We start from the raw sequence: 25,011 nt of genomic DNA on the forward strand, positions 1-25,011 counted from the left end.
TTAAACCTTAATTCTACGCGTCAACAGACGACAAACTCGTTTGGTTACTGTGTAACTCATTATTTATATGCATAAAAAAGTAAGCGAAGGCCTGAGTTTGGTAAGAGCATTGCCAATACGCATTGTATCGATAGAGTACAAATGTAATCGATTTCACAAAAATCAGCGTGACGTGCGGAAGGGCACAAGGAGAAAAGCCACGGTAACGCGCGGCGGAAAATCGGCAGGCCCGGCCGCGCTTGGCAGCAACGGACCTGCGATAGCAAGATCAGCCATCATAACTGCGGAACAGCGCCCGGCCGCGCAGCAGGCGCACGCCCAGCCAGCCGCCGCACAGCGACAGCAGCAGCGCGCTGGCCAGCGGCAACGCCCACCACAGCACCGGCGTCGGCGTCCACGGGAAGTCGAACACCCGGCTCTGCAGCAGCCACAGCGCCGCCTCGGCGCCCACCGCCGCCGCGATGCCCGCCACCAGCCCCAGCAGGGCGAACTCGCACCACAGCGTGCGGCGCAGCAGCCGTTTGCCGGCGCCCAGCGTGCGATACACCACCAGCTCCTGGCGGCGCTGACGCATGCCAACCTGCACCTGCGCCAGCAGCAGCAGGCCGCCGCATAGCACCACCAGCACCACCATCACCTCCAGCGCGCGGCTGACCTGCTGCAGCACGCCGCCGACCTGTTTCAGGATCGCGCCGATGTCCATCAGGCTGAGCGTCGGGAACTGGCGGTTGAGCTGGGTCAGCATCTGACCGTCGCCGTCGTAGCGGAAGCTGGTAAGCCAGGTCTGCGGCTGGCCGTCCAGCGCGCCCGGCGGGAAGATAAAGTAAAAGTTCGGCTTCAGGCTTTCCCAATCCACCTGGCGCAGGCTGGTGACCTTGGCGCTGAACGCCTGGGTATCGCCGCTGAAGGTCAGCGTGTCGCCCAACGTGATCTTCAGCCGCCCGGCAATGCCTTCATCCATCGAAACCTCGCCGGCTTTCGGCGGCCAATTGCCCGCCACCAGCGGATTGTGATCCGGCAGATCGGCCAACCAGGTCAGGTTCAGCTCGCGGTTCACCGCCTCGCCGCCCGGATCGTCTTCATGCACCCGCTCGGTCGCCACCTGCTGGTTAATCTCGGTCAGGCGCACCCGGACGATCGGATAATAGGTTTCCGGCTTGATCTGGTGCTGCTGCAGGAAGGTTTTAACCTGCGGCACCTGCGCCTCGGTCATGTTGAGCAGGAAATAGTTCGGGCTGTCCGGCGGCAGCTGTTGCTGCCAGCGGTCGAGCAAATCGCCGCGCAGCACCAGCAACAGCGCCAGCAGCATAAACGACAGCGAGAACGCCGCCAGCTGGCTGATGGTCACCCACGGCTGATGCAGCAGGCGGTTGACCGCCAGCCGCAGCGCCAGGCTCTTGAGCGTGATGCGGCGCAGCAGCTGCAGGCTGCCCCAGCCGATGCCGCCCAGCAGCAGCGCCAGCACCGCCATGCCCGCCAAGATCGCCCACAGCAGCGTGCTGGCCCCCATCAGCGTCACCAGCAGCGCCACCACGATCGCCGCCGTCACCGGCAGGAAGTAGCGCAGCGGCCAGACGTTGGCCACTACGTCGCGGCGCAGCACCCGCAGCGGTTGGGTAGCCAGCAGCTGACGGTACGGCCGCAGCCCGACCAGCAGCGAAATCAGCACCAGCGCGCCGAGCGCCCACAGCCACGGCCAGGCGCCGGCGGCGGGCAACGCGGCCGGCAACACCGGCTTCAGCAGGCGAATCAACAGCGCTTCGAACGCCAGCCCGATCGCCCCGCCGCACACCGCCGCCAGCGCCATCACCGCCAGCCACTGGCCGACGATCAGTTTACGCAGCGCGCCGCGCCCGGCGCCGAGGGTTTTCAGCACCGCGATCAGATCGTAGCGGCTGCGGCAATAGTGGCTCATCGCCACCGCCACGGCGGCGATCGACAACAGCAGCGTCAGCAGGGCCGACAGCAGCAGGAACTGTTGGGATCGCTGCAGCGACTTGCCGAGCGCGCTGCCGGACTCCTGCAGCCCGAACCAGCGCTGATCCGGCGTCAACTGCGGCGTCAGCCGCTCCTCGTAACGCTGAATATCCGGCTCGGCGCCGGCGAACATGTAGCGGTAGGTCAGGCGACTGCCCGGCTGCACCGCGCCGGTCTTATCGACGTCCGCCAGGTTGATCATGATGCGCGGCGCGGTCTGGAACGGGTTGAAGCCGGCGTCCGGTTCCTGAATGATTTCACCGGCGATGCGCAGCGTGGTGTCGCCCACCTCGAGCGAATCCCCCACTTTCACGTTCAGCAGCGCCAGCAGACGCGGCGCCACCAGCACGCTGCCCGGTTCGGGCTTGATGTTGGCCGGGCGCGTTTCCAGCTTGCCATACAGCGGATAGGCCAAATCGGTGGCTTTCACGTCCGCCAGCTGCGGCCGGTCGCCGGCATAGGTCATGGTGGTGAACGACAGCTGGCGGCTCAGCGTCAGCCCCTGCTGCTGCGCGTCCAGCAGCCAGCCTTCCGGCACCGGATGCGCGCTGCGCAGCACCCGATCGCCGGCGATAAAATCGCGGCTCTGCTGGCTGAGCCCTTTGTCCATGCGATCGCTGATGCTGCCCAGCGCCAGCACGCAGGCCACGGAGAGCGTCAACGCCAGCCAAACGATCAGCAGCGACGGCGAGCGCCATTCGCGCCAGAACCAGCGCCAGATCATGCTTCCTCCCACAGCTTGCCTTCACGCAGCCGCAGCCGCCGCTGGCAGCGCGCCGCCAGGGTTTCGTCATGGGTCACCAGGATCAGGGTGGTGTCAAAATCGCGGTTGAGAGAGAACAACAGGTCGGCGATGCGATCGCCGGTCTGGCGATCGAGGTTGCCGGTCGGTTCATCGGCGAACAGCACCCGCGGCCGGCCGCTGAAGGCGCGCGCCAGCGCCACACGCTGCTGCTCGCCGCCGGACAGCTGCGCCGGCAGGTGATCGAGCCGTTTGCCCAATCCCAGCTGTTCCAGCAGCTGCACCGCCTGCTCGCGGCTCTGCCTGTCGCTCTCGCCGCGCAGCAGCGCCGGCAGTTGCACGTTTTCCAGCGCGTTCAGCGTCGGCACCAGCATGAACGACTGAAACACGAAGCCGACGTTCCTGGCGCGCAGCGCGGCGCGGCCTTCTTCGTCCAGCGCGGTCAGCGACTCGCCGAGCAGGCGCACCTCGCCCTCGCTGCCGTCATCCAGCCCGGCCAAAATGCCCAGCAGGGTCGATTTTCCCGATCCGGATTCGCCGATCAGGGCGATCGTCTGCGCGGGTTTGACAAGCAGCTCGACTCCGGTAAGGATGGTGAGCTGATGCTCACCCTGACCAACGTGTTTACTAAGATGATGAACTTCAAGAACGTTTTCCGCTGGCATCTTCCCTTCCTTTTGCTGTTGGGATTATTCAGTTTACGCGCTGTCGCCGCCGATACCTTGTTGATTTTGGGCGACAGTTTAAGCGCCGGCTACCGCCTGCCGATCGAGCGGGCCTGGCCGACGCTGTTGGCCGAACAGTGGCAGAAAAAACCGGGCGCGCCGCAGCTGGTCAACGCCAGCATCAGCGGCGACACCGCCGCACAGGGGCTGGCGCGTCTGCCCGCGCTGCTGAAACAGCATCAGCCACGCTGGGTGCTGATCGAGCTGGGCGCCAACGACGGCCTGCGCGGTTTCCCGGCGCCGGACATGCAGCGCGATCTCGGCCAGATCATCACGCGGGTGCAGCAGGCCGGCGCACAGCCGCTGCTGATGCAAATTCGCATCCCGCCGAACTACGGCCGCCGCTATACCGAAGCGTTCAGCGCCGTCTACCCGGCGCTGGCCAGGCAGTTCAACATTCCGCTGCTGCCGTTCTATATGGAACAGGTGGTGGTGAAGCCGGAATGGATGCAGGATGACGGATTGCACCCCAATGGGGACGCCCAGCCGTTTATCGCCACCTGGATGGCGGAGCGCCTGGAACCGCTAGTAAAACATGAGTCTAACTAAATTAGGGTCGTACACTAGGTAAAGTTATGCAAAAAGCAGTATTGATAACCGGCTGCTCCAGCGGAATTGGATTGATTGCGGCGCAGGATCTGCGCAACCGCGGCTACCGGGTGCTGGCCGCCTGCCGCAAGCCGCAGGACGTGGAAAACATGCGCCAGCTCGGGCTGGAAGGCATCGAGCTGGATCTGGACGACAGCGCCAGCGTCGAGCGCGCCGCCGCCGAGGTGATCGCGCTGACCGGCGGCCGTCTGTACGGCCTGTTCAACAACGGCGGCTTCGGCGTTTACGGCCCGCTCAGCGGCATCTCGCGCAGCCAGCTGGAGCGGCAGTTCGCCACCAATCTGTTCGGCACCCACCAGTTGACCCAGTTGCTGCTGCCGGCGATGTTGCCGCACGGCGAAGGGCGCATTATCCAGACCAGCTCGGTGATGGGCCTGGTCTCCAGCGCCGGGCGCGGCGCCTACGCCGCCAGCAAATTCGCGCTGGAAGCCTGGTCGGACGCGCTGCGCATGGAGCTGCACGGCAGCGGCATTCAGGTCAGCCTGATCGAACCGGGGCCGATTTCCACCCACTTTAGCCAGAACGTCAATCAGACGCAGAGCGACAAACCGGTGCATAACCCCGGCATCGCCAAGCGCCTGACGCTGCCGCCGGAGGCCATTCTGCCCAAGCTGCGCCACGCGCTGGAAAGCCCGCGCGCCAAACTGCGCTACCCGGTGACCCTGCTGGCGCACGCGATGAGCGTGCTGCGCCGCATTCTGCCGGGCCGCTGTCTGGATTGGCTGCTGCGCAGCAACGCTTAATTCGCCCGCCGGGGTTGAAGAATGGCGGCGCGCCCCCATCTACACCCCATGGCTCCGCACGATCAGAGAGAAAAAAGATGCTAGCTCAAGCTGTTGTTGATATTAACGAAACTAACCTGCACCAGACGCTGGAACAGTCGATGTCCATTCCGGTGCTGTTCTACTTCTGGTCCGAGCGCAGCCAACACTGCCTGCAGCTCACGCCGGTGCTCGACAAACTGGCGGCGGAATACGCCGGCCAGTTCATTCTGGCCAAGGTGGACTGCGACGCCGAACAGATGATCGCCTCCCAATTCGGGCTGCGCTCCATTCCGACCGTCTATCTGTTCAAAGACGGTCAGCCGGTCGACGGCTTCCAGGGCCCGCAGCCGGAAGAAGCGATCCGCGACTTGCTGCAGCGTTTCCTGCCGAAGGAAGAAGATCTGAAACTGGCGCAGGCGCAGGAACTGCTGGCCGCCGGCAACGCTGCCGAAGCGCTGCCGCTGCTGAAAGACGCCTGGCAGAGCAGCCAACAGCGCAGCGACATCGGCCTGACCCTGGCCGAAACTCAGATCGCGCTCAGCCGCAGCGAAGACGCCGAAGCGGTGCTGGCGACCATCCCGCTGCAGGATCGCGATACCCGCTATCAGGGCCTGGTGGCGCAGATTGAACTGTTGAAGCAGGCGGCGGACACGCCGGAAATCCAACAGCTGCAACAGCAGGTACAGCAGCAGCCGGGCAACGTCGAGCTGGCGGTGCAGCTGGCGCTGCAGCTGCATCAGGTCGGGCGTAACGAAGAAGCGCTGGAACTGCTGATGGGGCATCTGAAGAAAGATCTGGCCGCCGCCAACGGCAACGCGCGCAAGACCCTGATGGACATTCTGGCCGCGCTCGGCACCGGCGACGCGCTGGCCGCTAAGTATCGCCGCCAGCTGTACTCCCTGCTGTACTGATACCCGTCATACCTGAAGCTGCATCCAGGCGGCAAACGTGAGGAGCCCTGGGAGCTTAGATAACTAAGTGACCAGGGGTTCGAACGTGCAGCCAACAACGGTGCAGCGGGAAAGACGAAGGGATATCAGCGATAGACCCGCACCCCGCCTTCCACGCCCGCCGGGCTGAACAACACCTGCCACAGCTGAATGTTGCGCGAACGGAACGCGCCGGCGCAGGCGTTCAGGTAATAAGTGAACATGCGTTCGAAGCGCTCGGAATAGCCGCCGGCCAACTCTGGCCACGCCCGTTTGAAGTTCTCCAGCCAGGCCATCAGCGTGCGATCGTAATCGGCGCCAAAGTTGTGCCAATCCTCCATCACGAAACGCCCTTCGCTGGCCTCGGCGATATGCCGCACCGAAGGCAGGCAGCCGTTGGGGAAGATGTATTTGTCTATCCAGGCGTCGACGTTGAGATCGGTCTGATTGGAACCGATGGTGTGCAGCAGGAACAGGCCGTCGGGCTTCAGGTTGCGCGCCGCGACGCTGAAATAGGTCTCGTAGTTTTTCGGCCCGACGTGCTCGAACATGCCGACCGACACGATGCGATCGAACTGGCGATCCAGATCGCGGTAATCCTGCAGCAAGATCTCGACATCCAGCCCGGCGCAGCGTGCCTGCGCCAGCTTCTGCTGCTCGGCGGAAATGGTCACGCCGTGCACCGAGACGCCGTAGTTTTGCGCCGCAAACTGCGCCAGCCCGCCCCAGCCGCAGCCGATATCCAGCAGCGTCATGCCCGGTTTCAGCTGCAGTTTCTCGCAGATCATCCGCAGCTTGGCCTGCTGCGCCTGCTCCAGCGTCTGCGCCTCTTTCCAGTAACCGCAGGAGTATTGCATGTAGGGATCGAGCATCGCCCGGAACAGGTCGTTGCCGATGTCGTAGTGCTCTTTGCCCACCTGCCAGGCGCGCTTGCGCGATTGGCGGTTGAACAGCCGGGCATAGGCGATGCGCGCGATGTCGCTCAGGCTTTTCGGCAGCCGCTCATCGACGCCGGCCTGCAGAATGCGGGTGAACAGCATATCCAGCCGTTCGCACTCCCACCAGCCGTCCATATAGCCTTCGCCGAAACCGAGCGAGCCTTCCTGCAAAATGCGTTTGAACAGCGCCGGGTTGTGCACCCGAATATCCCAGGCGCGCGGGCCGTTGATGGCGACGCCGGCTTCCGCCAACATCTCCTCCACAATGCGATACCAGCGATCCTTCTTCTGGGCGAGTTCATCAACACTGAGCGAATCCATAACAATCCTTGGCCGAAATGTCATTTCAAAAAGCATAGTCGCAAATAAAAATGACAAATTTTTGACGGTAAATACCGGGGTGTATTTACTCTAGCCAAGGCGAGCAACATCATGAAATGAATAAAAATTATTGAAATCATGCCATTTAGGCATACTTATCCGCGCCAGCGCGGGCGCGGATAAACCGACGGCGGCTAAGGCAAAATAGAGGTGCCGGCCTGGCCCGCCAGCACCGCGTCGATATCCTGCAGGCCACCGATATGGGCCGTGCGCCCGGTGCGATCGACGAAGCGGCTGACCGCCATGATCTTCGGCCCCATGGCGCCGTCCGCCACCGCCATCGGCGCCAGCTCCTGCGTGGTGGCGCGCCGAATGGCGCGCTGGCGCGGCGTGCCCCACTCCTGATACACCGCGTCGGCGTCGGTGAGGATCACCAGATGATCGGCTCCCACCTGCTCCGCCAACAGCGCCGCCGCCAGATCTTTGTCGATCACCGCTTCGCTGCCCGTCAGCCCACGCTCGCCGGCGATCATCGGGATGCCGCCACCGCCGTTGCAGATCACGATGTGCCGCTGCGCCAGCAGCAGCGTGATCGCCTCGATGTCGAGGATCTTTTGCGGCGCCGGCGAAGGCACCACCCGGCGGATGTAGTTGCCGTCCGCCTTCAGCGTCCAGCCGTATTTGGCCTCCAGCGCCTGCCGCTGTTCCGGCGCATACACCGGCCCGATGAACTTGCTCGGCGCCAGATAATCCGCATCCTGCGCATCCACCAGCACCCGCGTCAGCAACGTGGACACCGGTTGCTGCGGATGGCTGGCGCTCAACTGCTGCGCCAGCATATAGCCGATCATGCCCTGGCTTTCGGCCACCAGAATATCCAGCGGATAGGGCGGCACGTCGCGGTACGCCAGGTTCTGCAACGCCAGCAGCCCCACCTGCGGCCCGTTGCCGTGTACGATGGCAATGCGGTATTTCTGCGCCAGCTTGCCGATGGCGTCGGCGATGAGGGCGATGCTCTTATACTGATTTTCCGCAGAGAGCACGGCTCCGCGCTGCAACAGGGCGTTGCCGCCCAACGCAATGACCAAAGTTTTCATGGTTTGCACCCGTAGTTGAAATCATACCGTTCCGGCCGGATCCGCGATCCGGCCCTCGTGTTCACACCGCGCGCCGCACAGTGCGTTAATCGTCGTCACCCCCAGCCACACGCCCAGCAGCGTGTCCGCTCCCGAAAAGTGCCCCAGGCTCAGCACCGCCGCCACCGCCGCCGATACCTCTTCAGGCGCCCGCAGCCCCCGCGCCAGCGCATGCAGCGGCGTGGCGAACACGCCCTGTTCGGCGTAACGCAGGTAGTGCGCACTCACCAGCGTGGTCAGCGCGTCCAGCGGTGGCGTCTGGGCGAAAAACGGCGCCAGCCCGGTAACCGGGATGCGGCTGTCGAGGTAGGCGCTCAGCAGCAGGCCGAGCAAGGTGTCGTCGTTGCTCGGCGTCAGCCCCGGCCCCTTGCCCAGCGCCTGGCGCCAGTCGACCGTGTCGCCCCGCAGCCAACGGGAAAAATCCCGCGCCAGCGCGGCCGGCTCCGGCGTTAACGGCCGCTTCACCAATCGGCCCAGCTCGCCGTGTAACCCGCACTGCGCCGTGCAGCGCTGCAATACCGCCGTCAGCGGCCGATCGGCAATGGCCGCGCGCGATGTCAGCGCCAGATCCCGCGCCGCGGCGGCGGGCCGCACCAGGAGCGCATCCAACGTGATGCCTGCGGCGGAGAAGGCGCAGCGTCGTACAGACGGCACCGCACGCCGCACGCGATCGAAATCCCGCGCGCTGAGCTGCCACCCCATCGGGCTCAGGCCGCTGCCGGCGCGGTGCAGCGTCAGCAGCCGCGCGCGTTCCGTCAGGAAATTGATCGCGTTGTTGAAGCTGCCGACGCAGCGCAGCGCGCCGTAGTCTTGCGTCGCATGGCGGCTGCCGGCCAACGCGATAATGTCCATACGCCCCTCCGTTCGCTTACGCCGTGATGCCGAGCTTATCGGCCAGCGCTTCGATCGCTTTCTCGAAGCAGCCGAGCGGCGCGCGCACCGTGCCGGCGCCAATTTGCCCGACCCCGGCTTCGCGGTGGGCGATGCCGGTGTTGATCAGTGGCGTGATGCCGGTTTCCACCACCCGGCGCGCATCCAGCCCCAGGCAGGCGCCCTGGAAGTCCCAGGTCGGGATCTGCAGCATCATGTTGCGCTCGAGGTAGATCTCCGCCATTTCCTCGGAGATGTCGGTGGCGGCGCTCATGCCGCCGGAAGCCCCGACGAAGCGCGTCACGCCCGGTGCCGCGACCATCGCCGCGCCGCCAATGCCGAAGGTTTCGGTGATCGCGCTGTCGCCGATGTCCGGGTTGGCGTCCGCCTGGCTGAAGCCGGAGAAGAACAGCCCTTCCGGCGTATTGACGGGGGCGGTGAACCAACGATCGCCCATCCCGCTGATCTTGATACCGAAGTTCTTGCCGTTGCGGGTCATTACCGTGACGATGGTGCCCTGCTCAATCTCGGCCCCGGCGTCCATCGCCGCCTTGCAGTAGGCCATCGCCAGATTGAGGAAGAACTGATCGGTGATGCTGAGGAACTGCATCACCTGCGCCAGCTCCGCCTTATCGCGCGGCAGCAGGCTAATCTCCGGCGCCAGCCTGCGCATCAGCAGCGCCGAGGCCGCGATATTGCGCTGGTGGAATTCGTCCCCCATGCTGATCGCCTGCGCCATCAGCGCGGTCAGATCGATCCCCTCCTCCAGCGTCGCCAGTACCGCTTTCAACACCGGGGCCAGCGAGTCGCGCATCCAGCGCAGGCGATGCTGCACGTCCTCGCCGTAGGCGCCGAAGCGCATCACCTTGCCGATGCCTTCGTTCATGTTGCAGTAGGCGTAGTTGCCGTGAACGGTGTTCCTGACCACTACCATCGGCATGTGGGCCGAGGTGATGCCGCCCATCGGCCCCACCGCGCTCACGCTGTGGCACGGGATGAACTCGATCTCCCCCTGCTCCAGCAGCGCCAGCGCCTGCTGCTCATCCTGCGCCCAGCCTTCGAACAGGCAGGCGCCGATGCAGGCGCCGCGCACCGGGCCGCTCATCTCTTGCCAGGTGACCGGCGGGCCGGCGTGCAGCAGCTTGCGTCCTTCGGCCAGCTGCGGGATCAAACGGTGCGCCAGATCCACATCCTGCCAGTGCGGGCGCGCCTCGCGGATACGGGCGATAACGGCGGCGTTTGCTTGCTCAATCGTTGCGTACATAGCGGTTCCTTACTTTAATTTTTTCAAGATGTTGGCTAATCGTTGATCGCCACCGGCCACCGGCGCCCACTGGTAGTGCACCACCGGGATGTCGCTGGTTTGCAGGTCATCGGCGAAGCTGCGCAGCCCGGCGTTGATCACCGCGACGCCGTCCAGCAAGGCCGGCCGTTCGCGTTCAGGTGCGGGTAAGACGGGGGTAATCAGCTGGTGCGCCAGCGCGACCGCCGCCGGCAGCGACGGCATCACTGCGATGCCGGCTTCCTGCAGGGTGGCGATTTGCCGCGAGCGCTGCTGCGGATCCTGTTCGGTGCCGGTGACGGTGGCGATCGCCGCCAGCGGGTGGGCCGCGCCGCGCGCCGCGCGCACGTTGGCCACCTCGGCCGCCAGCGACGCCGCCGGATCGTCCTGAGCGCCGAAGCCGATCACCACATCCAGCAGCAACACGCCGGTCTGCGGCTGCTGTGCCAGGCGGGCGATTTCTTGATTGCGGGCGGTCGGGTCAATCATCGGGTGCGGGCGCCCCTGGGTATAAAAGTCATCGCCCATGTCGATGATGCGATGGCCGTCGGCCACCAGCATGGCGCCGCGCGGGTGCTCGCTATCCACCGGCAGGGACAGTTTTTCCGCCAGCAGCATCGCGCATTCGGCCGCCAGCGTGCCGCCGGCGTACAGCCCGGCGATTTTGCCGCCGGGCACCGCGGGCTGTTGTGCCGCCTGTTGCTGCACGTAGCCCAGCACCGCCGCCAGCCGCGCCGCTTCATCCAGCGTGGCGGCGAACGTGATGTTGCCCTCCTGACGCACGGCGGACTGCGCGCCGAGGAACAGCGCCACTACCGGCTTACCGAGCGCTTTCATCTCGTCGATCACCCGCTGGCGCACCTCGGGCGCCGGCGGTTTGGACACGAACGCCAGCACCAGACTCTGCGGATCCGCCGCCAGCATGCGCAGCGCGCTGATGGCGCTGATGCCGCCGATCTCCGCCGTCAAATCCCGCCCGCCGAGGCCAATGGCGTGCGAGATGCCCTGGCCTGCCAGGGTAATTTGCGAAATCAGTTCCTGAATGCCGGTGCCGGAGGCGCCCACCACGCCGATAGATCCGGCGGGCGCCACGTTGGCGAACGCCAGCGGCGCGCCGGCGATGCAGGCGGTGCCGCAGTCCGGCCCCATCACGATCAGCCCGCGTTCGCGCGCCTTGGTTTTCAGCGCCACTTCCTGCGCCACGCTGACGTTGTCGGAGAACATCATCACGTTGCAGCCGTCTTCCAGCGCGCTATCCGCCAGCTCCGCCGCGTATTCGCCGGCGATCGAGATCAGCGCCAGATTGGCGGCGGGCAGCTTCTGCCTGGCGGTGCGCCAGCTGCGTGCCCGCAGCAGTTTTTTGCCGCCCTGGCTGCCCTGCGCAATCGCCTTGAGCGCCGTCTCCAACGCCGCGCCGATCTCCTCGGCGATCGTCTCGTCGGCGGACTCCGCCTTGATCGCCACGCAAATATCGTTCGGCGTCGCTTCGCTAAACTGCGGGTGCCAGAAACCGGTCACCTCCAATAAGGATTTATTGGCCGGTGTCCCCATCATGACGGATATTTCCTCGACCTTGGGAGATTCACTGAGTTTGCGGGAGATCAACATCAGGCTGACGGAATCCTGAAAGCTCCCCTTTTTAATAAAAGCATGGATCATGGTGATATCCTTAAGACAGCATTTAATAATATCGGCAATATTTCCCGCACCGGCGGCACGGCGACGCATTGAATTCAGCGAAAAGGTTAATTATCAAGCTACAAATTAAAATCGTGCCCCGAGGTGAGTACGGTCACACTTTATCCATTGTTAGAAAAAATAACTTAATCACCTGAATATTAGTTAATCCAGAAGGGAAAAAGTATTTATAAAAAAACTTCTAACAATGGCGATTTAATTCAACGAATTTTTAATCCAATCGGATAAAACGCATCTGGATCACATTATTCCCCCCCGGTATTTATACATTACAACGCAGAGGCGAATTAAATAAACCGTAGTGATAAAAGGACTATATATGAAGGTCTCTAAACAACAATTACATCAGCTTATCCAGCAAAAAATTCACGCCGCCGGCCTGAGCCAGGAACACGCCGGCATCGTCGCCGACGTGCTGGTTCATGCCGATGCGCGCGGCATTCATTCTCACGGTGCGGTCAGGGTCGAATACTATTCCGAACGCATCAGCAAAGGCGGCACCAATAATCACCCGCATTTCACCTTTGAGAAAACCGGCCCCTGCAGCGCCATTTTCGACGGCGACAACGGCGCCGGGCACGTGGCGGCCAAGCTGAGCATGGATCGCGCCATTGAAATGGCGAAAGAGAACGGCGTGGCGGTGGTGGGCGTGCGCCGCATCGGCCACAGTGGAGCGCTGTCCTACTTCGTGCAGCAGGCGGCGCGCGCCGGCATGGTCGGCATTTCGCTGTGCCAGTCCGATCCGATGGTGGTGCCGTACGGCGGCGCCGAGGTCTACTACGGCACCAACCCCATCGCCTTCTCCGCGCCGGGCGAAGGCGACGAGCTGATCACCTTCGATATGGCCACCACCGTGCAGGCCTGGGGCAAAGTGCTGGACGCCCGCTCGCGCAACGCCGCCATCCCCGACACCTGGGCGGTGGACGCCGAGGGCAAGCACACCACCGATCCGTTCGCCGTCAGCGGGCTGCTGCCGATCGCCGGGCCGAAAGGCTACGGCCTGATGATGATGGTCGACGTGCTGTCGGGCATTTTGCTCGGCCTGCCGTTCGGCAAACACGTCAGCTCGATGTATCACGATCTCAGCGCCGGCCGGGAATTGGGGCAATTGCATATCGTCCTGAATCCGGGTTATTTCACCAACGAATCGGCGTTCCGTAAAAATATCAGCCAGGTCATGAAAGAGTTGAATGCCGTTAAGCCGGCGCCGGGCGTCAGCAAAGTGCTTTATCCAGGGCAGAACAGCCATGCGCGTGAAATGGAAAGCGAGAAAAACGGCATCGAAATCGTCGATGATATTTATCAATACTTAATTTCAAATGCTATTTACCAGCGTTCTTACGACCATAAAGATCCCTTCGCCAGTTAACGCTCTCTTATTATCGTGGGTTTTTTACGCCGCGGCTCGCGGTTGATATTTCTGAGCCGGGGAGAAAAAAGAAAACCTTCATCAGCGCGCTCAGCGCAATAGGTCGGCCGGCGGCGAATAGCCTCCGCCCTGGCCGCATCGCCGCTGAGACACAACATGCGGGCAGGTAAACATGAAAGACTTCCAACAAGAAATCCGTGATATTTCCGGCTGGTTATCGAAAATCGGCGCCGACCCCAGCGGCGGCATGACGCGTCTGCTTTATACCCCGGAATGGATCGAAGCGCAGCACGCGCTGAAAACCACCTTCGAGGCCGCCGGGCTGAGCACCCATTTTGATGCGGTCGGCAACCTGTTCGGCCGACTGGAGGGCAGCAAATACCCCGACCAGGTGATTCTCTCCGGTTCGCACATCGACACGGTGGTCAACGGCGGCAACCTCGACGGCCAGTTCGGTATCGAAGCCGCCTTCATGGCGATCAAACACCTCAAAGACACCTACGGTCCGCCGCTGCGCAGCCTGGAAGTCATCGCGCTGGCGGAAGAAGAAGGCAGCCGCTTCCCTTATGTGTTCTGGGGCAGCAAGAACATCGTCGGCCTGGCCCGGCGGGAAGACGTGCAGCACATTACGGACGCCAAGGGCGTCGGCTTCGTCAACGCCATGCACGACGCCGGTTTCGATTTCCCCCCGCCGCATCAGCCGCTGCGCAGCGACATCGCGGCCTTCGTCGAGATCCATATCGAACAGGGCAAGGTGCTGGAAACCGAAGGCAAAACCATCGGCGTGGTGACCAGCATCGTCGGCCAACGGCGTTATGACGTGCGGCTGCAGGGCGAAGCCAACCACGCCGGCACCACCCCGATGAGCTACCGCCGGGATACCGTGCACGCCTTCAGCCGCATCTGCTGCGAATCGATCGCCAAGGCGCGCGCCGAGGGCGATCCGCTGGTGCTGACCTTCGGCAAGGTGGAGCCGAAGCCGAACACCGTCAACGTGGTGCCGGGCTTCACCCACTTCACCCTCGACTGCCGCCACACCGATCAGGCCGCGCTGCTGCGCTTCACGCAGGAGATCGAGCAGGATATCCAGCGCATCTGCGCCGAGATGGGCATCGAGGCCGAGATCGATCTGTGGATGGACGAAGCGCCGATCCCGATGAACGAACAGCTGGTGGCCTGCGTCAGCCGCCTGTGCGAAACGCAGCGGCTGAATTACCGCATGATGCACAGCGGCGCCGGACACGACTCGCAAATCTTCGCCCCGCGCGTGCCGACGGTGATGATGTTCGTGCCGAGCATCGCCGGCATCAGCCATAACCCGGCGGAAAAAACCGCCGTCGCCGATTTGAACGAAGGGGTGAAAATCCTGGCGCAGACGCTGTATCAGCTGGCCTACACCGAACAGGGGGCCGAGGCATGAGCAACGACATCGACCCGCGCTACTGGAAAAAGATCGTCGTCGTGCTCTGTCTGGGCTGGGCGGTGATCTGGATCTATCGCACCGTCCTGACGCCGATCTTCCCCGAGATCCAACAAACCATCGGCGCGCACTCCAATGCGGAAATGGGGCTGATCGCCAGCTTCTACTTCTTCGCCTACACCGGGATGCAGATCCCGGCGGGCATCCTGGTGGACAAATTCGGCAAGAAGGTGGTGCTGATCCCGGGCTTCTGCCTGTTCATCATCGCCACGCTGCTGATCGGCAACGCCACCAGCCTGACCATGGTCTATGCCGGCAGCCTGCTGGCGGGCATGGGCTGCGGCTCTTATTACGGCTCGGCCTACTCTCTGTCGTCGGAGAATATCCCGCTGGAACGCCGTGGCCTGGCGACCGCGGTGATCAACAGCGGCTCGGCGCTCGGCATGGCCATCGGCCTGATCGCCTCCAGCCTGCTGGTGAAAAGCTTCAACATGAACTGGCAGATCATGCTGTTCATCATCACCGGCCTGCTGGTAGTGATGACGCTGGTGTTCGCCGTGGTCATCAAAGGCTCGCAGCCTCACGCCGCGGCGGCCGTCAGCCAGACCGTTGCGCCGACGGCTGCCGAGCCCGAGGAGGACGGCCAGCCCAGCGGCCTGTTCAGCCTGCGCATGATCTCCGCCTACGCGATGTACTTCGCCACCTGCTACGGCTACTACATGATAGTCACCTGGCTGCCCTCGTTCCTGCAGCAAGAGCGCGGCTTTGAAGGGGTGGCCATCGGCTTCTCCTCCGCCCTGGTGGCGTTCGCCTCGGTGCCGGGCGCGCTGTTCTTCAGCCGCATGTCCGACCGTTTCCGCAACAAGAAGGTGCAGCTGATCATTTTCCTCGAGCTGTGCGCGGCGGTGATGCTGGTTTGCACCGTCATTTCGCCGGACTCCACCATGCTGCTGATCAGCCTGATCCTGTACGGGTTGCTGGGCAAGCTGGCGGTCGATCCGATCATGATCTCCTTCGTCGCCGACAACGCGCCGAAGAAAGGCTATGGCACCAGCTTCGGCGTGTTCAACTTCTTCGGCATGTCCTCGTCGGTGATCGCCCCCTTCCTCACCGGCGTGATCTCCGACAGCACCGGCTCCAAGGTGATGGGGTTTTACATCTCCGCCGCCATCCTGCTGGTGGGCACCGCCATTTTCTTCACCGTCAACGTCTTGATGAAACGCACTACGCCAACCCGAACGGCCACCGAGGCCTGACGGCGCTTTTTTACCGGGCGCCGCCGCGGCGCCCTTTCAACGATCAGGAGAATCAACGTGGGTTACTTCAACAATCAAACCGGATATCCAACCGACATTCTGTCAACGCGCGCCATCATCAAACGCGGCAACTATGCGCTGATCCCGCCGAACGGCCTGGTGCGCAACGTCATTCCCGGTTTTGAAAACTGCGACGTCACCATCTTGTCGACGCCGAAACTGGGCGCCACCTTCGTCGATTATCTGGTGACGCTGCACGACTGCGGCCGCAACACTAAAGGCTTTGGCGGCGAAGAGATCGAAACCTTCGTGTACGTCATCGACGGCGCCATCACCGCTTCCGCCGACGCCACCGACTACCCGCTGACCGCCGGCGGCTATCTTTACTGCCCGGCGGGCGTCACCCTGCGGCTGGAAAACGCCAACGGCGGCCAATCCAGCCGCCTGTTCCTCTACAAGCGCCGCTACCAGCGCATCAAGGGTTACGAGGCGCACGTGGTCAGCAACAACGTCGCCAACCTGGAAAAGATCCACTACGAAGGCATGAGCGAGGTGATCCTGCAGGATCTGCTGCCGAAAGATCTGGGCTTCGACATGAATATGCACATCCTCTCCTTCGCCCCCGGCGCCAGCCACGGCTACATCGAGACCCACGTGCAGGAGCATGGCGCCTACATTCTCAGCGGCGCCGGTGTGTACAACCTGGACAATGAATGGATGCCGGTGAAGCAAGGCGACTATATCTTCATGGGTGCCTATGTGCAGCAGGCAGGCTATGCGGTGGGCCAGGAAACCTTCAGCTACATCTACTCCAAGGACTGCAACCGCGACGTCGAGCCGTAAGCGCTTCGCCGCCAAAACCAAGGCCACCTGCTCGCGCAGCGTGGCCTTCTTTTTTATCCCAATCGCCGGCCGATGCGCATCGCGCGGGCGACGTTGGCGGCGCTGCGCTGCAGGTTGAGCTCCCCTTGCGACAGCGCGGCCTCCAGCGCACTCAGGCGCGGCAGAATGCTGAACATCGCGTCGATTCCCTGCGCGTGCAGCGCCTCCGCCCCTTCCTCCACCACGCCGGCCAGCGCGATGACCGGCAAACCGCGCGCCCGCGCCAGACGGGCGACGCCGGACAGCGCCTTGCCGCCCAGCGTTTGGCTGTCGATGCGCCCTTCGCCGGTGATCAGCAGATCGGCCTCCGCCAGCGCCTGCTCCAGGCCCAGCGCCGCCATCACGATCTCGATGCCCGGCTTCAGCGTTGCGCCGAGAAACACCTGGCAGGCGATCCCCATGCCACCCGCCGCCCCGCCGCCGGCGACGTGCCGCACGTCGTGACCGGTACTCTGGCGGATCACCTCGGCATACTGCGTCAGGCCCTGTTCCAACTGCGCCACCATCGCCGCTGTCGCGCCCTTCTGCGGCCCGAACACCGCCGCCGCGCCGCGCGGCCCCACCAGCGGATTGTCTACGTCGCAGGCGACCTCTATTCGGCACTGCCGCAGGCGTGCGTCCAGCGTGCCGAGATCGACGCCGCTCAGCGTCGCCAGCTCGCCGCCGCCCCACGGCAGCGCCTTGCCGTCCGGGCGGTAGAAGCGCCCGCCCAGCGCCTGCACCATGCCGACGCCGCCATCCACCGTGGCGCTGCCGCCGATGCCGAGGATCAGGTGGCGAATGCCCTGATCCAGCGCATGCCGGATCAGTTCGCCGGTGCCGTAGCTGGTCGCCAGCAGCGGGTTACGGCGCGCCGCCGGCGTCAGCATCAATCCACTGGCCGCCGCCATTTCGATCACCGCCGTCTTGCCGTCGCCGCTGACGCCGTAAAACGCCGCCACCCGTTCCCCCAGCGGCCCCGTTGCGGCCACGCTCACTTTGCGCCCGCCGGTGGCGGCCACCAGCGCGTCCACCGTGCCTTCGCCGCCGTCGGCGATCGGCAGGCAGACGCACTCGGCATCGGGATAAACCTCGTGAAAGCCGCGCGCGATCGCCCGCGCCGCCCGCTCCGCGCTGACGCTTTCTTTAAATGAATCCGGTGCAATAACAATTTTCATGCTGCCTCCTTTATTCGAGACGAAATAAAAAATGGCCATGCCTTCCCCCGCTGAAATAATCAGATGAGAAATGCATGGCGAAATAAAATAGAACTGTTGCCGACTATTTAATTAAGATGAAGGAAATTGTTATTTATTGACCCATTTCGCCGGCACGCTGTAGGTTAATATCGCCCCCAGTATCATCATTGTCGACAAGACGCACATCGCCGCCAAATTGCTGTGAGTCAGCTGTTTGAAATAGCCGATGATATAAGGTGAAATAAAACCGCCGATATTGGCGATGGAATTGATGAGCGCAATGCCCGCCGCAGCGCAGGTGCCGGTAAAAATGGCGTTTGGCAGGCTCCAGAACAGCGGCGACGGCACCAGGCTCGACGCCACCGCCACGCACAGCGCCGCCATCACCACGTGCTTGTTGTCCGGGAACAGGCCGATGAAGATCAGCGACACCGCGGCGATGCAGAACGGCACGATGATGTGCCAGCGCCGCTCGCGATGCTTGTCCGAACTGCGCGCGGCCACCAGCATCGCCACCACCGCCAGCATGTACGGCAGCATGGTCAGCAGGCCGATATCCATCACCGAGGTCACGCCGGTGTCGCGAATGATGGTCGGCACCCAAAACGCCAGCCCGCCCTGGCCCATCACGGTGCAGAAGCAAATCAGCCACATTTTGGTGAACGCGGACGATCTCAGCATGCTTTTCATCGTCCACTCCTGCCCGCCGGCGGCGCCCTGGCGCGGCGCGCTCTGCGCCATATCCTCTTTGATCAGCGCCTTCTCCTGCGGGCTGAGCCACTTGGCGCTCTGATAGGTGTTATCCAGGAAACAGAAGATAACGATGGCGATCAGCAGCGCGCGCGGGCCGCTGATAAAGAACAGCCACTGCCAGCCGGAGAGATTCATCAGGCCGTTCATGTGCTCGATGATCCACCCGCACAGCGGGCCGCCGATGATGTTGCTGACCGGGATGCCGCACACGAACAGCGCGGTCATCTTGGCGCGCTGGCTGGACGGGAACCACAGCGTCAGATAGAGGATCACGCCGGGGTAGAAGCCGGCCTCCGCCAGCCCCAGCAGGAAACGCGCCAGGTAGAATTGCCAGGGGTTGGTGATAAAGATGCTCAGCATCGAAATCGCCCCCCACACCACCATCAGCAGCGCGATGATCTTTCTGGCGCCGTAGCGGCTCAGCAGAATATTACTGGGTACCCCGGCGATGATATAGCCGATGAAAAACACCCCGGCGCCCAGCCCGTAAACGGCTTCGGCCATCGAGACATTGCCGTTCAGAATGTCGGGCATCATTTGAAATTTCGAAAACGAAATGCCAACCCGATCGAGATAACCGACGATATAGCTCACTAATAAAATGGGCATAATGCGCCAGGCGATTTTTCGATATAAACGGTTTTTGTCAGGGGCGGTAAGAATATCTTTATCAATAACAGCATTATCGGTTGCCATATTCAGTGTCTCCTCGGTTGGCATCCTGCTTTTTACTTTTTATTGTGCTGAATCATTTTTTATTGGATTGGCGGGGACCCTCTTTATTTATCATAAAGAGGGCGTTATTAATGTCGAACATCTCTGATTCTAACGATAAGCCGGCGAATTAAATGCCAGGGGTACTCTTAGCCGGCCACCCGGTGGTTGCCCATGATCTCCAGCGCCCGCACCAGCGCGGAGTGATCCAGTTCGCCGTCGCCATTGGCGGCGCAGACGTTGAACAACTCCTGGCAAGTGGCGGTATTCGGCAGGCTGAGCGCCAGCGCCTTCGCGCCCTGCAGCGCCAGATTAAGATCCTTCTGGTGCAGCGAGATGCGGAACCCCGGCGCGAACGCCCGCTTAATCATCCGCTCGCCGTGCACCTCCAGAATGCGCGACGAGGCGAAACCGCCCATCAGGGCTTCGCGCACCCGGGCCGGATCGGCGCCGGCGCGCGAGGCGAAGACCAGCGCCTCGGAGACCGCTTCGATGGTCAGCGCCACGATGATCTGGTTGGCGACCTTGCAGGTTTGCCCGTCGCCGTTGCCGCCGATCAGCGTGATGTTCTTGCCCATCAGCGCCAGCAGCGGCTGCACCCGTTCGAAGGTCGCTTCCTCGCCGCCCACCATGATGGTCAGCGTGCCCTGTTTGGCGCCCACTTCGCCGCCGGAAACCGGCGCGTCCAGGTACTGGGCGCCCAGCTGGTTGATGCGCTGCGCGAACCGCTTGGTCTCCAGCGGTGAAATGGAGCTCATATCCACCACCACTTTGCCGTTCAGCTTGCCGGCGGCGCAGCCGCGTTCACCGAACAGCACCTCCTCCACCTGCGGCGTGTCCGGCACCATGATGAAGATCACGTCCGCCTCATCCGCCACCTGCTGCGGATCGCCGCAGGCAATGGCCCCTTGCTGCAACAGCGCCGCCGGCACCTGATGCCGGGTATGGGCGTAAAGCGTGTGCCCGCCCGCCATCAGCTTTTCCGCCATCGGCGCGCCCATGATGCCCAGACCGATAAATCCCACTTTCATTTTCATCTCCTCAAGACAGGTATTTTTTAATCCATGACAGGCCGCTTTCCGTGGTGGTGAGCGGTTTGTATTCACAGCCGATCCAGCCGCGGTAACCCATGCGATCCAGCTGCGCGAAAATAAACTCGCAGTTGATTTCGCCGGTGCCCGGCTCGTGCCGCCCCGGGTTGTCGGCGACCTGAACGTGGTCGATCTTCGCCAGCAGGCGCTCAAGGGTCTGCGTCAGCTCTCCCTCCATGCGCTGCATGTGGTAAAGGTCGTACTGCAGATACAGGTTGGGGCTGCCGATCGCTTCGATCAGTTCGATCGCCTGCCGGGAGGTTTGCAGGTAGAACTGCGGCATGTCGTAGCGGTTGATCGGTTCGATCAGCAGGCGGATATTCTGCCGCGCCAGGGTGTCGGCGGCGTAGCTCAGGTTCTCCTTCACCCGTTCGTCGGTGGTATGGCGGCCGACGGCGGGATCCGGATTGCCGATCAGGCAGTTGATGCGATCGCAGCCCAGCGCCTGCGCATACTCGATCGCGCGCCCGACGCCGTCGCGGAACTCCGCTTCGCGCCCCGGCAAGCAGGCGATGCCCCGTTCGCCCGCCGCCCAGTCGCCGGCCGGCAGGTTGAACAGCACCTGGCTCAGGCGATGCGCCTCCAGTTCGCTGCGCAGCGCGGCGATCGGGTAGTCATAGGGGAACATGTATTCCACCGCGCTGAAGCCCTGCTCCTTCGCCCGGCGGAAGCGCTGCATAAAATCGACTTCGGTGAACAGCATGGACAGGTTGGCTGAAAATTTCGGCATGGTAAGGCTCCTCAACGGTAATCAAAGAAGTTGACCGAGGTCGGCGCGTCTTCCGGCGTTGCCGCCACCGGTTCGAACTCGTTGACGTTATCCAGCTCGGTGCCCATGGAAATATTGGTGACGCGCTCCAGGATGATTTCCACCACCACCGGCACCCGGTGCTGCTGCATCAGTTCCTGGGCCTGACGGAACGCCGGCGCGATCTCTTCCGGTTTGAACACCCGCAGCGCCTTGCAGCCCAGCCCTTCCGCCACCTTGACGTGATCGACGCCGTACTCGCCAATCTCCGCATTGTTGATGTTTTCAAACGACAGCTGCACGCAGTAATCCATATCGAACCCGCGCTGCGCCTGGCGGATCAGCCCCAGGTAGGCGTTGTTCACCAGCACGTGGATATAGGGCAGCTTGAACTGTGCGCCGACCGCCAGCTCTTCAATCATAAATTGGAAATCATAGTCGCCCGACAGCGCGACCACCTTGCGCTGCGGATCGGCGGCGCACACGCCCAGCGCCGCAGGCAACGTCCAGCCCAGCGGGCCGGCCTGGCCGGCGTTGATCCAGTGACGCGGCTCGAAAACGTGCAGCATTTGCGCGGCGGCGATCTGCGACAGCCCGATGGTGGTGACGTAGCAGGCGTCGCGGCCGAAGGCACGGTTCATCTCTTCATACACCCGCTGCGGCTTGACCGGCACGTTGTCGAAGTGGGTCTTGCGCAGCAGCGTTTGCTTGCGCTGCAGACAGGCGGCGCACCAGGCGTCGCGATTCGGCAACTCGCCGCGCTCGAAGCGGCGCTTTGCCGTGTCCACCAGCATTTGCAGCGCGATGCGCGCGTCGGAAACGATGCCCAGATCCGGGCAGATCACCCGGCCAATCTGCGTCGGCTCGATATCGATGTGCACCACCTTGCGCCCGGCGGTGTACTTGTCCACCGAGCCGGTGTGGCGGTTGGCCCAGCGGTTGCCGATGCCGAACACCAGATCCGAATCCAGCAGGTTGGCGTTGCCGTAGCGATGCGAGGTTTGCAGGCCCGCCATGCCCGCCATCAGCGGGTGATCGTCCGGAATGGCGCCCCAGCCCATCAGCGTCGGGATCACCGGCACGTTGCAGATCTCCGCCAGCTGCTGCAGCAGATCCGCCGCGTCGGCGTTGTGAATGCCGCCGCCGGCGATGATCAGCGGCTTTTTCGCCGCGCACAGCAGATCCAGCGCTTTGTCGATCTGCGCCTGGGTGGCCGCCGGCTTATAGGCGGGCAGCGAAGAGTAGGTGTCCGGATCGAACTCGATCTCCGCCATCTGCACGTCGAAAGGCAGGTCGATCAGCACCGGGCCCGGCCGGCCGGATCGCATCAAGTGGAACGCCTGCTGCAGCACGCGCGGCACCAGCGCGGGTTCCTGCACGGTGACCGCCATCTTGGTCACCGGCTTGGCGATCGATTCGATGTCTACCGCCTGAAAATCTTCTTTGTGCAAACGCGCACGCGGCGCCTGGCCGGTGATGCACAGGATCGGGATCGAGTCGGCGGAGGCGGAGTAAAGGCCGGTGATCATGTCGGTGCCCGCCGGGCCGGAGGTGCCGATGCACACGCCGATGTTGCCGGCGGCGGCGCGGGTGTAGCCTTCCGCCATGTGCGAGGCTCCTTCCACGTGCCGCGCCAGGTAGTGTTTGATGCCGCCGTGCCGCCGCATCGCATCGTAGAACGGGTTGATCGCCGCGCCGGGCACGCCGAACGCGGTGGTGATCCCTTCTTTTTCCAGCACGTGCATTGCCGCGTCTACCGCTCGCATAATTGCCATGTGATGCTCTCCTCAATTTATTGGAAAATTTTTCCAACTTAAAATTACGCTCAAAAAAACCCGTTTGCTCATCAAACGGGGAGTCTTGCTCCGCGCCGGTTCAGCCCGGCGCGCGACGTTTACGCCTTGCTGCGCGATTCGCCCAGCGCGGCGCTGATGTCTCTGGCCACTTCACCCACCAGTTCGCCCAGCTCCTTGAACCGCTCCTTGCCGACCCGCGAACTGGGCCCGGAGATGGAGATGGCGGCGATCACGTTGTTGTTGCGATCGAAAATCGCCGAAGCCAGGCAGTTCAGGCCGAGCGCGTGCTCTTCATCGTCGATGGTGTAGCCCTGTTCCAGCGACTGATGCAGATCCTTGCGCAGCAGGTTCACGCTGGTCAGCGTCTTCGGCGTATAGGATTGCAGCCCCGAACGCACGATCAAATCCAGCATCTCCTCTTCCGCCAGCGGGTACAGCAGCGCCTTGCCGGCGCCCGAGGCGTGCAGCGGCAAACGGCTGCCCAGCGGCGCGCACATGCGCACCATCGCCTGGCACTCGCATTGGCGAATCAGCACCGCGTCGAAATTGTTGCGGATCGCCAGGTTGGCGGTCTCGCCGGACAGCAGCATCAGCCGGCGCATGAACGGCCCGGCCACCGATACCACGTCGCGATCGTTCATGTAAGCGGAACCGACGGTGAACGACTGAATGCCGATATGCCACCAGCCCAGCTGTGGATCCTGAAAGACGAATTCCGATTTCTCCAGCACTTTCAACAATCTGAAGGTGGTGGAAAGCGGCAGCTCCAGCTTTTCGGACAGCACGGAAACCGACGAACTCCCCCCGGCGTTGGCCAGGTACTGGAGGATCTCCAGCCCGCGATCCAACGCCTGCGCTCCTTTGGTGGTGCCGGCTTCGGTGGCGGGTCGTCCTTTCCTGCGTAATTCGGTCATTCAAGCTTCCTTTGTCAGTGACGGCATGGGTGACGCTATGATAAACGCCCAGCGCGGCGTGCGGCCAGCGCTATGCCAAAACTATGCGATACGGCTCCGGCAAGCGGCTGACCACGCAGTTGTCGGCGCCCGCGCGGTCGATGGTGAAAAAGTCGGTGACCTTCGCATAGGCGAACAGCGGGTGGTGCCAGACATTGCGATGATAGTTGATCCCCTGTTTGCCGTTGGTGATAAAGGCGCGCAGGGTGCCGACGGGGATGGTTTCGCCTGGTTCGGCGACGATCACCACGAAGCGTTCGCCGTTCATCGGCACAAAGGCCTGCGACGAGAGCGGATGCTTTTCCAACAGGGAAAAGGTCATCGGCAGATCGCAGGGTTCCGCCCGGTTGATGCTGGCCAGCACCCGGTTGCCGTCGGACACCTCTATCCTGGCGAGATCGTGATAACGCTCGGTTTTTCCGTCATTGATATGAAAGAAACGCGAGCCCTCTATCTGCAATACATCGCCATAAGGCGCAAAGGCCGCCGGCGTTAATTCTTCGATGACTAAATCCATGTGATTCTCCCAAGCGCATGACCCAGACGACGATTGAACGGCGATATTTCACCCAACGCCTTCACTCTAGACAGCGCGTGGTGAATTTGACAGTATTTTTTTGGAAAATTTTTCCACAACAAGATCGCCAGCACACTTTATGATCGAAGAGTAATATTAGTTGCCTTAAATCAATGAATTAAAAAACCACCTGATTCATCATCGGGCAAAATGGAGCGGCGCATATCCATCGCTATCGGGTGATTCTGTGACCGGGATCGTGGGGTTGCGCTTTGCCGCTGCCTATCGCGCCGCAACATCAGTAGATTCTTCTCACCGATAACCGAAAAGGCGGTGTCAGCCA

21 protein-coding genes are annotated in these 25,011 nt (G+C 62.7%); 7 read left to right on the forward strand and 14 right to left on the reverse strand.

From position 1 onward, the window contains the following. Positions 1 to 268: 268 nt before the first annotated feature. Both ybbP and ybbA read right to left on the reverse strand, forming a co-directional pair. Positions 269 to 2,701 carry a putative ABC transporter permease subunit YbbP gene (gene ybbP, locus ACF8MC_RS08210; protein WP_164105031.1) on the reverse strand — a complete coding sequence of 811 codons (2,433 nt, stop codon included), beginning with the start codon at positions 2,699 to 2,701 and terminating at the stop codon, positions 269 to 271. Beyond that, complete coding sequence (gene ybbA / locus ACF8MC_RS08215) at positions 2,698 to 3,384, reverse strand: putative ABC transporter ATP-binding protein YbbA (protein ID WP_004940192.1); 687 nt, start codon at positions 3,382 to 3,384, stop codon at positions 2,698 to 2,700. The genes ybbP and ybbA overlap by 4 nt, the downstream gene beginning before the upstream one ends. Here ybbA and tesA point away from each other — a divergent pair. From tesA to ACF8MC_RS08230, 3 genes are all read left to right on the forward strand, one after another. Further along, complete coding sequence (tesA, locus tag ACF8MC_RS08220; protein WP_160866764.1) at positions 3,355 to 3,993, forward strand: multifunctional acyl-CoA thioesterase I/protease I/lysophospholipase L1; 639 nt, start codon at positions 3,355 to 3,357, stop codon at positions 3,991 to 3,993. The two genes, ybbA and tesA, sit on opposite strands and share 30 nt — an antisense overlap. Positions 3,994 to 4,019: 26 nt before the next feature. After that, on the forward strand, positions 4,020 to 4,796 hold the full coding sequence (locus ACF8MC_RS08225) for an SDR family oxidoreductase (RefSeq protein WP_033637386.1): 777 nt from the start codon (positions 4,020 to 4,022) through the stop codon (positions 4,794 to 4,796). Positions 4,797 to 4,873: 77 nt separating this feature from the next. Continuing rightward, positions 4,874 to 5,728, forward strand: coding sequence for a co-chaperone YbbN (locus tag ACF8MC_RS08230; protein WP_033647233.1), 855 nt, complete (start codon positions 4,874 to 4,876; stop codon positions 5,726 to 5,728). A 125-nt stretch (positions 5,729 to 5,853) separates the two neighbouring features. Here ACF8MC_RS08230 and cfa read toward each other — a convergent pair whose 3' ends face one another. The 5 genes from cfa to ACF8MC_RS08255 form a co-directional block, all read right to left on the reverse strand. After that, positions 5,854 to 7,005 (reverse strand): cyclopropane fatty acyl phospholipid synthase, encoded by a 1,152-nt coding sequence (gene cfa / locus ACF8MC_RS08235; RefSeq protein ID WP_033637384.1) that lies wholly within the window; start codon positions 7,003 to 7,005, stop codon positions 5,854 to 5,856. Positions 7,006 to 7,199: 194 nt separating this feature from the next. After that, a complete protein-coding gene (locus ACF8MC_RS08240; RefSeq protein ID WP_033653223.1) occupies positions 7,200 to 8,102 on the reverse strand; it encodes a carbamate kinase in 903 nt (300 codons plus the stop codon). A gap of 21 nt (positions 8,103 to 8,123) precedes the next feature. Then, entirely contained in the window at positions 8,124 to 8,993 is an 870-nt protein-coding gene (locus ACF8MC_RS08245; RefSeq protein WP_164105032.1) for a DUF2877 domain-containing protein, read from the reverse strand. Positions 8,994 to 9,009: 16 nt separating this feature from the next. Continuing rightward, positions 9,010 to 10,275 (reverse strand): DUF1116 domain-containing protein, encoded by a 1,266-nt coding sequence (locus tag ACF8MC_RS08250; protein WP_041033722.1) that lies wholly within the window; start codon positions 10,273 to 10,275, stop codon positions 9,010 to 9,012. A gap of 9 nt (positions 10,276 to 10,284) precedes the next feature. Then, positions 10,285 to 11,952 (reverse strand): acyl-CoA synthetase FdrA, encoded by a 1,668-nt coding sequence (locus ACF8MC_RS08255; protein ID WP_074026634.1) that lies wholly within the window; start codon positions 11,950 to 11,952, stop codon positions 10,285 to 10,287. A 358-nt stretch (positions 11,953 to 12,310) separates the two neighbouring features. Here ACF8MC_RS08255 and allD point away from each other — a divergent pair, with 358 nt between their 5' ends. The 4 genes from allD to allE all read left to right on the forward strand — a co-directional run bounded on the left by allD (position 12,311) and on the right by allE (position 16,879). Next, entirely contained in the window at positions 12,311 to 13,360 is a 1,050-nt protein-coding gene (gene allD / locus ACF8MC_RS08260) for an ureidoglycolate dehydrogenase (protein ID WP_015376901.1), read from the forward strand. 172 nt (positions 13,361 to 13,532) lie between these two features. Then, positions 13,533 to 14,780: an allantoate deiminase gene (allC, locus tag ACF8MC_RS08265; protein ID WP_033653226.1), complete on the forward strand. Its 1,248-nt coding sequence runs from the start codon at positions 13,533 to 13,535 to the stop codon at positions 14,778 to 14,780. Continuing rightward, positions 14,777 to 16,036: an MFS transporter gene (locus ACF8MC_RS08270; RefSeq protein ID WP_047568949.1), complete on the forward strand. Its 1,260-nt coding sequence runs from the start codon at positions 14,777 to 14,779 to the stop codon at positions 16,034 to 16,036. The genes allC and ACF8MC_RS08270 overlap by 4 nt, the downstream gene beginning before the upstream one ends. Before the next feature lie 57 nt (positions 16,037 to 16,093). After that, on the forward strand, positions 16,094 to 16,879 hold the full coding sequence (gene allE, locus ACF8MC_RS08275) for a (S)-ureidoglycine aminohydrolase (RefSeq protein ID WP_033637377.1): 786 nt from the start codon (positions 16,094 to 16,096) through the stop codon (positions 16,877 to 16,879). Positions 16,880 to 16,932: 53 nt separating this feature from the next. Here allE and ACF8MC_RS08280 read toward each other — a convergent pair whose 3' ends face one another. The 7 genes from ACF8MC_RS08280 to ACF8MC_RS08310 form a co-directional block, all read right to left on the reverse strand. Continuing rightward, complete coding sequence (locus tag ACF8MC_RS08280; RefSeq protein WP_164105033.1) at positions 16,933 to 18,075, reverse strand: glycerate kinase; 1,143 nt, start codon at positions 18,073 to 18,075, stop codon at positions 16,933 to 16,935. Between the two features lie 129 nt (positions 18,076 to 18,204). Further along, positions 18,205 to 19,458 carry an MFS transporter gene (locus ACF8MC_RS08285; RefSeq protein WP_223307168.1) on the reverse strand — a complete coding sequence of 418 codons (1,254 nt, stop codon included), beginning with the start codon at positions 19,456 to 19,458 and terminating at the stop codon, positions 18,205 to 18,207. Positions 19,459 to 19,712: 254 nt separating this feature from the next. After that, positions 19,713 to 20,594 carry a 2-hydroxy-3-oxopropionate reductase gene (gene glxR / locus ACF8MC_RS08290; RefSeq protein ID WP_126191809.1) on the reverse strand — a complete coding sequence of 294 codons (882 nt, stop codon included), beginning with the start codon at positions 20,592 to 20,594 and terminating at the stop codon, positions 19,713 to 19,715. Positions 20,595 to 20,604: 10 nt separating this feature from the next. Continuing rightward, the gene (gene hyi / locus ACF8MC_RS08295) at positions 20,605 to 21,384 is read right to left on the reverse strand and encodes a hydroxypyruvate isomerase (protein WP_049196311.1); all 780 of its coding nucleotides are present in this window, start codon (positions 21,382 to 21,384) and stop codon (positions 20,605 to 20,607) included. An 11-nt stretch (positions 21,385 to 21,395) separates the two neighbouring features. Further along, positions 21,396 to 23,177 carry a glyoxylate carboligase gene (gcl, locus tag ACF8MC_RS08300; RefSeq protein ID WP_033637372.1) on the reverse strand — a complete coding sequence of 594 codons (1,782 nt, stop codon included), beginning with the start codon at positions 23,175 to 23,177 and terminating at the stop codon, positions 21,396 to 21,398. Between the two features lie 119 nt (positions 23,178 to 23,296). Then, positions 23,297 to 24,112, reverse strand: a complete 816-nt coding sequence (allR, locus tag ACF8MC_RS08305) for an HTH-type transcriptional repressor AllR (RefSeq protein WP_164105034.1) — start codon at positions 24,110 to 24,112, stop codon at positions 23,297 to 23,299. Positions 24,113 to 24,182: 70 nt separating this feature from the next. Beyond that, positions 24,183 to 24,668, reverse strand: a complete 486-nt coding sequence (locus tag ACF8MC_RS08310; RefSeq protein WP_033653231.1) for an ureidoglycolate lyase — start codon at positions 24,666 to 24,668, stop codon at positions 24,183 to 24,185. Positions 24,669 to 25,011 lie beyond the last annotated feature (343 nt).

Source organism: Serratia sp. LACPHL-BACT-2024-00286, from assembly GCF_043109535.1.
Taxonomy (GTDB): domain Bacteria; phylum Pseudomonadota; class Gammaproteobacteria; order Enterobacterales; family Enterobacteriaceae; genus Serratia; species Serratia sarumanii.